The 12,848-nt window shown below is 71.3% G+C and carries 12 protein-coding genes and 1 tRNA gene; 3 read left to right on the forward strand and 10 right to left on the reverse strand.

What is annotated here, in order from left to right; translation table 11 throughout:
* Positions 1 to 5 precede the first annotated feature (5 nt).
* The 7 genes from JTN19_RS12760 to JTN19_RS12790 all read right to left on the reverse strand — a co-directional run bounded on the left by JTN19_RS12760 (position 6) and on the right by JTN19_RS12790 (position 5,003).
* Positions 6 to 82 (reverse strand) — tRNA-Met (locus JTN19_RS12760).
* 16 nt (positions 83 to 98) lie between these two features.
* Positions 99 to 1,181: a tRNA 2-thiouridine(34) synthase MnmA gene (gene mnmA, locus JTN19_RS12765; RefSeq protein WP_206933214.1), complete on the reverse strand. Its 1,083-nt coding sequence runs from the start codon at positions 1,179 to 1,181 to the stop codon at positions 99 to 101.
* Positions 1,178 to 1,873 (reverse strand): thiaminase II, encoded by a 696-nt coding sequence (gene tenA, locus JTN19_RS12770; RefSeq protein ID WP_206933221.1) that lies wholly within the window; start codon positions 1,871 to 1,873, stop codon positions 1,178 to 1,180. The genes mnmA and tenA overlap by 4 nt, the downstream gene beginning before the upstream one ends.
* Position 1,874: 1 nt before the next feature.
* A complete protein-coding gene (locus JTN19_RS12775; RefSeq protein WP_206933223.1) occupies positions 1,875 to 2,204 on the reverse strand; it encodes a ferredoxin family 2Fe-2S iron-sulfur cluster binding protein in 330 nt (109 codons plus the stop codon).
* Positions 2,205 to 2,213: 9 nt separating this feature from the next.
* Complete coding sequence (locus JTN19_RS12780) at positions 2,214 to 3,386, reverse strand: cysteine desulfurase family protein (RefSeq protein WP_206933225.1); 1,173 nt, start codon at positions 3,384 to 3,386, stop codon at positions 2,214 to 2,216.
* 5 nt (positions 3,387 to 3,391) lie between these two features.
* Entirely contained in the window at positions 3,392 to 4,483 is a 1,092-nt protein-coding gene (locus JTN19_RS12785) for a cysteine desulfurase family protein (protein ID WP_206933227.1), read from the reverse strand.
* 22 nt (positions 4,484 to 4,505) lie between these two features.
* Positions 4,506 to 5,003, reverse strand: a complete 498-nt coding sequence (locus JTN19_RS12790) for an Rrf2 family transcriptional regulator (RefSeq protein WP_206933230.1) — start codon at positions 5,001 to 5,003, stop codon at positions 4,506 to 4,508.
* A 483-nt stretch (positions 5,004 to 5,486) separates the two neighbouring features.
* Here JTN19_RS12790 and JTN19_RS12795 point away from each other — a divergent pair, with 483 nt between their 5' ends.
* Together JTN19_RS12795 and JTN19_RS20530 are read left to right on the forward strand one after the other, a co-directional pair.
* Entirely contained in the window at positions 5,487 to 6,155 is a 669-nt protein-coding gene (locus tag JTN19_RS12795; RefSeq protein ID WP_184385491.1) for an alpha/beta hydrolase, read from the forward strand.
* A gap of 177 nt (positions 6,156 to 6,332) precedes the next feature.
* Positions 6,333 to 8,366, forward strand: coding sequence for a methyl-accepting chemotaxis protein (locus tag JTN19_RS20530; protein WP_206933232.1), 2,034 nt, complete (start codon positions 6,333 to 6,335; stop codon positions 8,364 to 8,366).
* A 59-nt stretch (positions 8,367 to 8,425) separates the two neighbouring features.
* Here the strand turns inward: JTN19_RS20530 and JTN19_RS12805 are convergent, their stop codons facing one another.
* From JTN19_RS12805 to JTN19_RS12815, 3 genes are read right to left on the reverse strand one after another with little or no spacing between them, the layout of a single operon-like run.
* Positions 8,426 to 9,586 carry an alpha-hydroxy acid oxidase gene (locus JTN19_RS12805; protein WP_206933234.1) on the reverse strand — a complete coding sequence of 387 codons (1,161 nt, stop codon included), beginning with the start codon at positions 9,584 to 9,586 and terminating at the stop codon, positions 8,426 to 8,428.
* Positions 9,587 to 9,632: 46 nt separating this feature from the next.
* Positions 9,633 to 10,517 (reverse strand): polysaccharide deacetylase family protein, encoded by an 885-nt coding sequence (locus JTN19_RS12810; RefSeq protein ID WP_206933246.1) that lies wholly within the window; start codon positions 10,515 to 10,517, stop codon positions 9,633 to 9,635.
* Positions 10,518 to 10,519: 2 nt separating this feature from the next.
* Positions 10,520 to 11,419 (reverse strand): polysaccharide deacetylase family protein, encoded by a 900-nt coding sequence (locus tag JTN19_RS12815; RefSeq protein WP_206933248.1) that lies wholly within the window; start codon positions 11,417 to 11,419, stop codon positions 10,520 to 10,522.
* A 118-nt stretch (positions 11,420 to 11,537) separates the two neighbouring features.
* Between JTN19_RS12815 and JTN19_RS12820 the strand changes: the two genes are divergently transcribed.
* Positions 11,538 to 12,800, forward strand: a complete 1,263-nt coding sequence (locus JTN19_RS12820; RefSeq protein WP_206933250.1) for an alpha/beta fold hydrolase — start codon at positions 11,538 to 11,540, stop codon at positions 12,798 to 12,800.
* Positions 12,801 to 12,848: the final 48 nt, after the last annotated feature.

Raw genomic sequence — 12,848 nt, forward strand, 5'->3', positions numbered from 1 at the left:
AGGAATGGTAGTGGTGGGCGGACTTGAACCGCCGACCCCGGCATTATGAGTGCCGTGCTCTAACCAGCTGAGCTACACCACCACGCGTGCGGCGCGGTTTAGGGCGCGGGCGGCTCGGGGTCAACTCCGCTCCGGATGAAGCCGCCCGCAATCACGCGTTCGCCGTCATACAGCACCGCCGCCTGGCCGGGAGCGGCGATGGCCGGCGCCTCGGGCGTCAGCGTCAGCGTGGCGCCATCCCATTCCGCGGTGACGGGCGCGGGCTGCTCGCGGCCGCGCAGCTTCGCACGCGCCTGGAAGGGGCCGGCCGGCGGCTCGATCAACCAGTTCACTTCGCCGACCCGCACCTTCGGCACGGGCACCTGGCCGCGATGCGCCACCACCAGGCGCCGGCGCGGCGCGTCAATGCGCGCCACGAAGAGGCGCTCGGGCGCCGAGACGCCCAGCCCCCTGCCCTGCCCCACCGTGTAGTGGGCGAGGCCGCGGTGCTGGCCCAGCACCTTGCCGTCCAGGTCCACGATCTCGCCAGGCTCCAGCGCCTCGGGGCGCAGCTTGCCCACGATGTTCGCGTGGCTGCCCTCGGGCACGAAGCAGATGTCCTGGCTGTCGGGCTTTTCCGCGACCGGCACGCCCAGGCGCGCGGCATGGGCGCGCACCTCGGCCTTGGAGGGCATGTGCCCCAGCGGGAACAGCACGCGGTCGAGCTGCGCCTGGGTGGTGTGGGCCAGGAAATAGCTCTGGTCGCGCACAGGGTCGGCGGCACGGTGCAACTCGGCGCCCCGCGGCCCGTCCAGGCGCTGCGCGTAATGGCCGGTGGCCAGCATGTCGCAACCCAGATCCTCGGCCAGTTCGGTCAGGTCCTGGAACTTCACGGTCTGGTTGCAGCGGATGCAGGGGATGGGCGTCTCGCCGCGGGCATAGGCGCCGGCGAAATCCTCGATCACGGCCTGGCGGAAGCGCTGCTCGCGGTCCAGCACGTAGTGCGGGATGCCAAGGCGCTGCGCCACCTCGCGCGCGTCATGGATGTCCTGGCCGGCGCAGCAGGTGCCCTTCTTCTTCACCGCCGCGCCATGGTCGTAGAGCTGGAGCGTGGCGCCCACCACCTCATGCCCCTGCTCATGCAACAGGGCGGCGACGACCGAGGAATCCACGCCGCCCGACATGGCGACGAGCACCCTCATCCCGCGTCGAGCCCCTGCTGCCAGAAGCGCTGCTCCAGCCGCGCGGCTTCCGCGAAATCGGCGGCCAGCCGGGCGAAGCGGGCCTCGCCGCCATGGCTCTCGCCCAGGGCATCAATGCGGGCGGCGGCGGCGCGGGCCATGGCCTGGTAGCCCTCGTCCGCATAGGTGTCGATCCAGGACTGGTAGGCGTTGCCCTCCACCTTCCGCCCCGGGTCGGCCATGATGCGAAGGGCCACCTCGCCATAGCCCACCGTGCAGGGGGCCAGGGCGATTTCCAGGTCCAGGATGTCGCCGGACAGGCCACGGTCCAGCACCCAGCGGGTGTAGCTGACGGTCTCAGCCGTCTCGGGCACCTTGACCACCTCGGCCTCGGACAGGCCCCATTCGGCGCAATACTTCAGGTGCAGCTTGGTCTCGTCCAGGATGGCCAGCACGGCGGCCGCCTTCTCGCGCATGGCCGAGAGGCTCTCGCCCTTCACCACCGCCAGCGCCTTGGCGCGCGCGAAATGGATGAGGAAGAGGTAGTCCTGGATCAGGTAGTGACGGAAGGACAGCAGCGGCAGCGTGCCGTCCGAGACGCGCTGCACGAAGGGGTGCCACGTATAGCCCGTCCAGTCGCGGCCGGCGGCGTCCCGCAGGCGGCGGAACAGCCCCCCCGGCGCGCCGAATTCCTGGTGGGCTTCCGTGGTCATCTCAGCCTCCGGCGTTGCGGCTGCCGGCGGGCAGCTTCACCACCAGCCCGTCCAGCGCCTCGGTCATGATGATCTGGCAGCCCAGGCGGCTCGTTTCCTGCAGGTCGAAGGCGAGGTCGAGCATGTCTTCCTCGTCCTCGGTCGGCTTGTCGAGCTTGGTGAACCACGACCCATCCACGATCACGTGGCAGGTGGAGCAGGCGAGGCTGCCCTCGCAGGCGCCCTCGATGTCCACGCCGTGGCGATGGGCGATTTCGAGAACGGACAGGCCCAGCGGGGCCTCGACCTCGCGGCGCGCACCGTCGCGCTCGATGAAGGTCATCTTGGGCATGGGTCGAGGCTACTCCGCGGCGGCTTCGTGTTGGGATAGGCTTTTCCAGGCCGCGCCGATCATCGCCGCCGCCTGCTGCATCTCTTGCGGCGAGGTAAAGCGCCCCAGCCCAATCCGCAAGGTGCGCGCCGCTTCCTCGGGCCCGATGCCCATGGCGGTCAGCACATGGGAGGGGCTGATTTCGGCCGAGGTGCAGGCCGAACCCGTCGAGAGCATCAGGTCCGGCAGCGCCGCCAGCAGGGCGGCGGCCGCCACACCGGGGAAGGTCAGATTGAGGTTGCCTGCCACACGCGGGGCGGCCTCGGCATTCACGCGCAGGCCGGGGATGGCGGCGCGCAGCCCCTCCAGCAGGATGGCGCGCTGGCCCGCGATGCGCCCGGCGTCGAGCAGCCCCTCGCCCCCCGCGATCCGCGCGGCCTCGCCCAGCCCCACCACCAGCGGCGCGGGCAGCGTGCCGGAGCGCAGCCCCCGCTCCTGCCCGCCCCCGCTGAACAGGGGGACGAGGCGGACGCGGGGCCGCCGCCGCACGTAAAGCGCGCCGATGCCCTTCGGCCCATAGATCTTGTGGCCGGAGAGGGAGAGGAGGTCCGCCCTCACCTCCTCCACGTCCAGCGCGATGCGCCCGGCCGCCTGGGCGGCGTCGGTGTGGAACAGCGCGCCATGTTCCTTCACCAGCGCGCCGATCTCGGCGAGCGGCTGGATCACCCCCGTCTCATTGTTCACCGCCATGACCGAGACCAGCAGCGTCGGCACCGCCAGCGCGGCGCGCAGCGCGTCCAGGTCCAGCAAGCCATCAGCACCCACCGGCAGGATGACCGGCTCGAAGCCCTCCGCCGCCAGGTCGCGCACGGATTCCAGGACGCATTTGTGCTCGGTGGCGAGGGTAATGACGCGGCGCGGCCCCTCCGTGCCCGCGTGGCGGGCGGCGCCCTTGATGGCGAGGTTGTTCGCCTCGGTCGCGCCCGAGGTCAGGATGACCTCGCGCGGGTCCGCCCCCAGCAGTTCGGCCAGTTGCTCGCGCGCTTCCTCCACCGCCGCTTCGGCGGCGCGGCCCATGGCGTGCTCGGCGCTATGGGGGTTGGCGAAATTCTCCTCCCACCAGGGGCGCATGGCGGCCAGCACCCGGGGGTCCAGCGGGGTGGTGGCGTGGTGGTCGAGGTAGATCGGGCGGTTCGGGCGCATGCCCCCTATGTGGCGCGCGCCCGCGCCCTTGACGAGAGCCGGTTCCGCATGGCGGCCCATGCTTCCAGGAAGCGCTGCGGCGCATCATCGGGCGCGTTCCAGGGCAGGGAAACGCGGATGCCACAGCCGGCCAGATCGCCGAAGCCCATCGCCTCCAGCACATGCGACCGCGCGACCTTGCCCGAGGAACAGGCCGCGCCCGCCGAAACTCGGATGCCCGCGAGGTCGAGCGCGATGACCTGCGTCTCGGCCGCAGCACCTGGCAGGATGATGAGCGAGGTGTTGGGCAGGCGCGGCGCGCCCGTGCCGGCGATCACCGCCTCCGGGGCCAGTTCACGGATGCCTGCCTCGATGGCGTCGCGCAGGGCCGCCATGCGCGCCGCGTCGAAGGGGACGCCGATGGCCGCGCCGAAGCCCGCGATGGCGGGCAGCGCCTCGGTGCCGCCGCGCCGCCCCCGCTCCTGCCCGCCACCCGCGATCAGGGGCGGCAGGTGCAGGCCGGGCGCCAGCACCAACGCGCCCGCACCCGGCGGCCCGCCCAGCTTGTGAGCCGAGAGGGCCAGGCTGTCGGCGCGGGGAATGTCCTCCCGCGCCGCCTGGACCGCGTCCACATGCAGCAGGGCGCCATGTTCGGTGCAAAGGGCGCGGATGGCGTCCAGCGGGTGGCGCACCCCTGTCTCGTTGTTGGCGGCCATGGCGCAGACCAGGGCGGGGGGGCCATCGGCCAGGAGCGCCGCCAGCGCGTCGAGGTCGAGCGTGCCATCTCGCCGCACCGGGATGGTCTTCGCGGCCGGCGCGGCCGCGCGCACGGCCGCGTGTTCGGTGGCGCCGACCAGCAGACGGCGCCCTGTGCCCAGGCCGTGCAGGGCCAGCGCATTGGCCTCGGTGCCGCCCGAGGTGAAGGTGATGTCGACGGGAGAGACGCCGGCGCGGCGGGCCACCTCGGCCCGCGCGGCCTCCATGATCGCGCGCGCCGCCCGCCCGCCGCCATGGACCGACGAGGCATTGCCGCCCAGGTCGAGCGCGCGCAGCACCGCCGCCCGCGCCTCGGGGCGGAGCGGTTCCGTGGCATTGGCATCGAGGTCGAGCGGCGTCATGGGGCGGCGATGTGCCGCGGGCTCAGGCGCCCGTCCAGGCCTTGGGCGCGGCCAGGGCGGAGCCGGGCTCCTGCGCGCGGCCCGTCACTTCGCCGCGCACCACATCCTCCAGCGTCACACCGGCGAGGAACAGGCGGATCTGTTCGCCCAGCTCGGCCCAGAGGTCATGTGTCAGGCAGCGGCGACCGGCCAGGCAGCCCGGCGCGCCCTCCTCGCAGCGGGTGGCGCGGATGGGTTCGTCCACCGCGTCCACGATGGCGGCGATGGCGATCTCCCGCGCCGGCCGCGCCAGGCGATACCCGCCACCCGGACCCCGCGCCGAAGCGACCAGCCCCGCCCGCCGCAACGGCCCGAAAAGCTGCTCGAGATAAGCGAGCGAAAGCATTTGCGCCGCCGCAATCTCGGCAAGGCTGACGGGCGGGCTGGGCCGCCCCGCCGGGGCCGGCGGCATGGCTTCCTGCCGCGCCGCGAGTTCCACCATCGCCATCACGGCGTAGCGGCCGCGTGTGGAAAGGCGCATCGCCTTGCCCCTCTAACTTGGGGCCGACCACCGAGGCGGCCAGCCCGAACCCGGGTTACAGTTGCTCCGTCACCATCGGGGCATCCCATTATGCGATATTGGGATGCGCCCGTGTTGCAAAACCTTGAACCTGGATTGCCATGCGCCGCGCGGACGTCAGCCATGCGCGAGAGATGGTGAATCCGTTATGAAACAGGGATCGCGCTGCGTATAGTGCGCGACGCCGCGCCGGGCGGTGGTGCGGTTGCCGAATGATCTGAGACTTTATCAATCGCTTCAAGCCGTTGAAAAAACGATCTGGCTTGAGCATTTAGGTATTACGCTGCGGAGGGCCGGCCAGAACCGGACGCACCAGACGCAGCCAAGCAATTTGTGCCCAGATCCCGGGCCGGTGCGGCGTAAGGCCGCCTGGCCGCCAGGACGGGCGTCGCTCGGTGTGGCGGTTTCCGTCGCGCCCAAAACAGAGATGGACGCAAGGACACGATGCCTGAAGTCATGTTCGCAGGGCCCGATGGCCGCCTCGAAGGTCGCTACCACCACGCGAAGCGGCCCAACGCGCCCGTCGCCCTCCTGCTCCACCCCCACCCGCTGCATGGCGGGACCATGAACAACCGCGTGGTGCACAGCCTCTATGGCCGCTTCCAGGCCATGGGCTTCTCGGTGCTGCGCTTCAACTTCCGTGGCGTGGGCAAGTCGCAGGGCCGCTATGATGGCGGCATCGGCGAGATCAGCGACGCGGCGGCGGCGCTGGACTTCCTGCAGGCCGTGAACCCCAACGCCTCCATGCTCTGGGTCGCGGGCTATTCCTTCGGCGCCTATGTCGGCATGCAGCTGCTGATGCGCCGGCCTGAGATGGGGGGCTTCGTCTCCATCAGCGCGCCCGCCAGCCACTACGATTTCGGCTTCCTCGCCCCCTGCCCCTGCTCGGGCATGATCATCCACGGCGAGGAGGATGAGCTGGTGCCGCTGAACAGCGTGCAGAAGCTGGTGGACAAGCTGAACACCCAGAAGGGTGTGGCCATCGACTTCCGCACCATCGGCGACGCCGGCCACGTCTTCACGCCGCCGCAGGTGGAGACGCTGTCCGACATGGCCGAGGACCATGTCCTCTCCGTGCTGAACCGCAGCCGGATGGCGCTGGCCGCCGACTGAGGCCCACCCCGGACTTCCCTGGAAGGCCGCGTCCCGCCTGGGGCGCGGCCTTTTGCTTGCTTCCTTAAGCCGCAGGTAATGTAAGGCCCGATACACCCAGCCGCACCACTGGCAGGGATATGACGGGATGTTGCGGCGTACGCTCGAGGGCCTTTCCATTCGCACACTCCTGGGGGCGTGCTCGGCCTTCTCGGACTGCTGACGATCGGACTGTCGGTGGACCTGGCGTTGCGCGCCTGGGTCCGGCATGGCGAGGCCGGCCGCATCGTGCAGATGGCGGAGGCGGGGCGGGAGTTGTTCCGCGCCGCCGCCGCGATGCGCCTTGAGCGTGGCGAGACGCAGACTTCCCTTTCCGGCCCCGCGCCCGACCCCGACCTCGTCCGCATCCGCCCCCGCCGCACCGAGACCGAGGCCGCGACCACGGCCGCCATCGCGGCCCTGCGCGAGACGGGCCTGGCGGAGGAGGCCGCGCGGCTCGAACGGAGCGTCTCCGCGGTGGCCGGGCTGCGCGCCACCGTTGACGCCGCCCTGCGACTGCCCCGCGAGGGCCGCCCGCAGGACCTCCTGGGCCGCTGGGCGGAGGTGAGCCTGACCCTGGTCAACGACCTCCTCGCCATCACCGACGCCGTGGAGGACATGGCCATGCTGCGCGACCCGCGGGTGGACCAACTGATCTCCATGCGCCGCGATGGCTGGCAGGTGCGTGGCTCCACCGGCGATGTCACGCTTGCCATGTCCTCCGCCATGAATGCGGGGCGTGGCTGGACGCCCGAGGAAGCGCAGGCCGCGCTGCGGGCCGCCGGGCGCGCGGACGCCGCCTGGGCGCGGCTGCAGGCCGGGCTGGCCACCGTCCCGGCCCCGCTGCGCGACGCCATCACCGCCGCGACCCCGATGGCCGCCGGTGCCCTGGCCGAAACCCGCGCGCGCATGATGGCCCCGATGCTGCGGGGCGAGCGGCCCGAGGGGGACCTGGCCGCCTTCCGCAACCCGCAGGTGGCGGCCCTGGCCCAGCTGAACGGCGTCCCGGTCGCCGCCTTCGACGCCATGGTGGAACGTGCCCACGCCAACAGCGCCGCCGCACGCCAGGCGCTGGTGATCTCGGTGGTGCTGATCCTGCTGGCCGGCCTGGTCGCGCTCGGCGGGCTGCTGGCCACCCAGCGCCTGGTACTGCGCCCCATGGCCCGCGCCACCGCCGCGATGGACCGGCTGGCGGCACGCGACCTGAACGTCGAAATCCCCGACCAGGATCGCCGCAACGAGATCGGCGCCATCGCCCGGGCCGTGCAGAACTTCAAGCAGGGCCTGATCGAGGGCGAGCGCCTGGCCGCCGCCCAGCAGGCGGACCAGGCCACGCGACTCGCCCGGGCCGAGGCGCTTGGCGCCGCCACCTCCGGCTTCGAGGCGCGGGTCAGCGAGTTGATCGCCGCCCTCGCGGCCGCCGCGACCGAGCTGGAGGCCAATGCCGCCGCCATGTCCAGCACGGCCGAGCAGGGCGAGGCCCAGGCCGGCACCATCGGCCGCGCCGCGGAGGCCAGCCAGGCCGGCATCGACTCCGTGGCCGCGGGCGCGGAGGATCTGGCCGGTTCCATCGCCGAGATCGCGCGACAGATCAGCCAGTCGCGTTCCGTGGTGGAGCAGGCGGTGGCGGAGAGCCGCCGCACCGATGGCGTGGTGCAGGACCTCGCCGCGGGTGCGGCGCGCATCACCGAGGTGGTGACGCTGATCCGCCAGATCGCGGCCCAAACCAATCTGCTGGCGCTGAACGCCACCATCGAGGCCGCCCGCGCCGGGGATGCCGGCAAGGGCTTCGCCGTGGTGGCGGGCGAGGTGAAGACGCTGGCCGAACAGACCGCCCGCGCCACCGAGGAGATCAGCGCCCAGATCGGCCAGATCCAGGGCTCCACCCAGCACGCGGTCAGTGCCATCCGCGGCATCGCGGAGACGGTGGGCCAGGTGAACGAGATCACCGCCGCCATCGCCTCTTCCGTCGAGCGGCAGGAGCAGGCGACGCGCGCCATCAGCGGCAATGTGCAGGAGGTGGCGACGAGCACCCGCTCGGTCAGCGACAGCATCGCCACCATCAACCAGTTGGCGCACGCCACGGGCCTCGCCGCCGAGCAGGTGCACGAGGCGGCGGGCGAGTTGGCACGCCATGCCTCCTCGACCCGCGCCGAGGTCGGCCGCTTCCTGACCGATGTGAAAGCGGCCTGAGGGCCTGCACCGAGCGGCCGATTCAACGGCCTGGGCGATCCGCCCAGGCCGATCGGACGCTACTTCACCCGCACCAGGCAGTGCGGGCCGATCTCGGCCAGGCTGTTGACGCCCAGCAGCGCCATGTTCCGGTCCAGCTCGCCCTTCACCAGCGCGATGGCCCGGTCCACCCCGGCGCGGCCCGCGACCGCGGCCGCGTGCAGCATGGGCCGGCCGATCAGCACGAAGTCGGCCCCCAGCGCCAGCGCCTTCAGGATGTCCGTGCCGCGGCGGATGCCGCCATCCACGATCAGCGGGAAATCCCCCACCGCCGCGCGCATGGCCGGCAGCAGGCGCAGCGGCGAGGTGGTGCCATCCAGCTGCCGCCCGCCATGGTTGGAGACGATGACGCCATCGCAGCCTTCCTCCCGCGCGCGCACGGCGTCATCGGGGTGGATCACGCCCTTGATCATCAGCCGGCCCGTCCAGCGGCGGCGGATTAGCGCCAGGTGCTCCCAGTTCAGGTGGTCGCGCGCGGTGAAGTCGCGTTCCACGTTGCGGGCCAGGATGGGCGCGCCGCGTTCGGCGAAGCTGTTCTCGAAATGCGGCATGCCGAACTTCGCCCAGGTCCGCAGGAAGGTCATGAAGGACCATTCGGGGTGCGTCATCCCGTCCCACAGCAGGCGCAGGGATGGCTTCAGCGGCGTGGAGAAGCCGTTGCGGACGTTGTTCTCGCGGTTGGGCAGCACGGCCGTGTCCACCGTCAGCATCAGCGTGCCGAAGCCCGCCCGCGCCACGCGGTCCACCAGCGCCTCGACGCGGCGGGAATCGCCGGGCAGATAGGCCTGGAACCAGGCGTCGGGGTTGGCCGCGATCACCTCCTCCATCCGGATCAACGAGGAGCCGGAGAGGATGGCCGGCACATTGGCCGCCCGCGCCGCCTCGGTCAGCACGATGTCGCCGCGATAGGCGGCCAACGCGCTCATGCCCATGGGCGCAAGCCCGAAGGGCGCGGCCCATTCGCGGCCGAACAGCGTGGCCTTGGGGCTGCGCTTGGACACATCCACCAGCACGCGCGGTTGGAAGCCCCATTCGGAATAGGCGCGGGCATTGTCGTCGAGGGCGGCGTTGCGCTCGGTCGCACCCGCCACATAGCCGAAAATGGGCCGCGGCAGGTGGCGGCGGGACATCGCCTCGAAGTCATCGAGGCACAGGGCGCGTTGCGCGCGGCGTTCGCTCATGGGGTGGATTTGTAGCGCAGGGGGCGAGATGCGCCAGATGGGCGGCTCAAGGCGCGTGCTCCGCGACCCAGTGGTGGGCGATATCGGCGCGGCGGCAGACCCAGATTTCCGGCCGCGTCGCCACCCAGTCCAGCAGCCGTGCTAGGCCCGCGGCACGGCCGGAATGGCCGATGATGCGGTTGTGCAAACCTACACTCAGCATGCGGCCGCCGGGTTCGGAGAGCATCATCTCCACCGCGCCCTTGATGTATTCGAAGAATTCCAGGCCCGAGGTCATGCCCTGGCGCGCGAAGCGCACATCGTTGTGCGTCAGGCTGTAGGGCAGGACGAGGTGCGGCCTGCCATCCACCTCGCGCCAATAGGGCAGCTCATCGTCATAGGCGTCGCTGTCGTAGAGGTAGCCGTGTTCGATCAGCAGGCGGCGCGTGTTCTCGGACGGCGCGTAGCGCGTGTACCAGCCGAGCGGCGGCGTGCCGATCTCGCGCGTGATGATGGCGGTGGCGTCGGCGATGCGCTGGCGTTCGGTCGCCTCGTCCATGCCGGCATGCATTTCCCATTTCCAGCCATGGGCGGCCACGTCCCAACCGGCCGCCCTGATGGCGGCCACGCAGTGCGGCGTGCGCTCCAGCGCGCGGGCCACGGCGAAGACGGTGCAGGGCAGGCCCCGCTCTGTGAAAAGGCGGTGCAGGCGCCAGAAGCCGACGCGGCTGCCGTATTGGAACATGCTCTCGGCCGCGAGGTCGCGGCCCTTCACGGCCGCTGTGCTGCCTTCCGTCAGCCCTGTTTCGGAGCGCGGGTCGCCATCGGGGAAGCTCTCCTCGCCGCCCTCCTCGTGGTTGATGACGAAGTTGAGTGCCAACCGCGCGCCACCGGGCCAGCGTGGGTCGGGGGGCGTAGGGCCGTAATGCTCGAAGATGCGCGAGACTGGCATGCTCAGCCCTCCGATCCGGGAATTGTGCCGGCCGGCAGCCCGGCCACGTAGTCCGCGAGTTCGCCGGGCCGCGTCACCCACAGGTGGTCCCGATGCGCCAGCACATGCCGCAGCGCCTGGCGCAAGGGCCGCAGCCGGTGCGGCTGGCCCAGGATGAAGGGGTGCAGCACCACGCTCATCACCAGCGGGCGGCGGGCCGATTGCTCCAGCATCTCGTCGAACTGGTCGCGGATCATCTCCGCGAAGTCGCGGCCCGTCTGGTGGCGCATGATCAGGGCGGGGCTGTCGTTCAACTCCACCGAATAGGGGACGGAAAGGATGGGCCCCGCGCGCGTCGTCATCCAGAAGGGCTGGTCGTCGGCGGGCCAGTCCATGACATAGGTGAAGCCGGCCTCGCGCAGGAGATCGAGCGTCACGGCCGATTGCGCGATGTAGGGGCCGAGCCAGCCGCGCGGCGCCACGCCGGCATGCTGCGCCAGCACGTCGCGAGATTCGAGGATGAGGCGGCGCTCATCCTCTTCCCACATCCCGTCCTGGCGTTCGGAATTGCTGCGGCCATGACCGATGAACTCATCGCCGCGGGCGCGCAGCGCGGGGGCGATCTCGGGGCAAGCCTCAAGGGCCGCGCTGTTGATGTTGTGCGCGGCGGGGATGTCCAGCGCATCCAGCATGTCCAGCAGGTTCCACAGCCCCACGCGGTTGCCGTAGTCGCGCCAGGCATAGGCGCGCTGGTTTTGCACCGGGCTGCCGCCCGTCACATCGGAGCCGATGCCGGCGCGATAGGCGAAGTGCTCGATGTTGTTGACCACCAGCAGCGCGAGCCGCTTGCCGCCCGGCCATTCATAGGTGGGGCGTGTCGGGATGGCGCTGTGCGCGTAGCGGTTGTGGGCAGGGAGCTTCATGGACGACCTCTTGTCCGGAACACTGTGTCGCGTCCCTCCCGCCCTGTGAACCGCCCCCGTTGCACGCGCGCCGCGCCGGCTCAATGCTGCGAAACAACGAGACGGGGAGGCGGGGTTGATGGCGCAGGGATGGGAATGGTCGGCGGCCGAGGGCGCCACCGCGCGCTGGCAGGCGCTGCTGGACGCCGATGCGACACTGGTGCACCGCCTGCCCGGCGCCGAGGCACGCTTCGCCCTGGTCCAGCCGGGCCGCGCCATCACCCTGACGCTGGCGGGCGGGCGCCTCACCCTGGCGGAAGGCAGCGATGCCCCCACCCGCTTCACCGCGCCCGCCGCGGTCTGGGACGAGTTCCTGAAGCCCCTGCCGGCACGGCACCACCACAACCTCTTCGCGCTGCGGATGCGCGTGCCCGAATTCACCGCCGAGGGCGATGACCTGGCCTGGGCGCAGCACGCGCACATCCTGCGCCGCGCGCTGGACCTCGGGCGCTGGGCATCCTGGGGGAAAGACGGTCCGGCGCCGGCCTCGCTGCGGCCGCGGCTTGGCACGCCCGCGCGCTGTCCCGACGCCCAGGGCCGCTACGTCACGGTGCGGGCGCGCGGGCGGGACTATGTCCTCTATGGCGAGACGCATGGCACGGGCCGGCCCATCCTCGGCCTGCACACGGCGGGGTCGGATGCGCGGCAATTCCATCGGCTGGCGGCGGAGCCCCGGCTGCACGCGGCGGGCTACGCGATCACCGCCTTCGACATGCCGGGCCACGGACGCTCGCCGGCACCCGGGCAACCCGGGGAATGGGCGCTGGATACGGACCTGTACGCCGAACTCATCCTGGGCTTCCGCGAGGCCTGGGGGTTCACCGAGAAGCCCGTGCTGCTCGGCGCCTCCATGTCCGGCGAGATCTGCCTGGAGATCGCGTTGCGCGCCCCCTCGCGCTTCGCCCGCATCATCTCCTGCGAAGGCGCGGACCACATTCCCGGCCGCCGCACCCCCTTCGCCGACCACCCGCGCGTGAACGCCGCCATCTTCATCCCTGAATGGGTGGAAGGGCTGATGGCGCCACACTCCCCTGCCGAATGCGCGGCCGAGGTGTGGTGGCACTACAGCCAGGGCGGCTGCGGCACCTTCCCGGGCGATATCCTGTTCTATTCCGGCGGCTGGGATGCGCGGGACAGGGTGCACCGCATTGATACGAGCCTCTGCCCGCTGGTGATGCTGACGGGGGAATATGACTTCTCCTGCACCATGGAGCTCTCGGCCGCCACCGCCGCCCGCATCCCGGGCGCGCGCTTCGAGGGCATGCCGGCGATGGGACATTTTCCCTTCGCCGAGAACCCGGCCCGCTTCCTCGATTTCCTGCTGCCGGCGCTGAAGGGATGATGGGTGCTTTACGCGGCGGAGGCTTCGCCATTATGGCGTCTGGGTCCC

This window comes from Roseococcus thiosulfatophilus (assembly GCF_017311575.1).
Taxonomy (GTDB): domain Bacteria; phylum Pseudomonadota; class Alphaproteobacteria; order Acetobacterales; family Acetobacteraceae; genus Roseococcus; species Roseococcus thiosulfatophilus.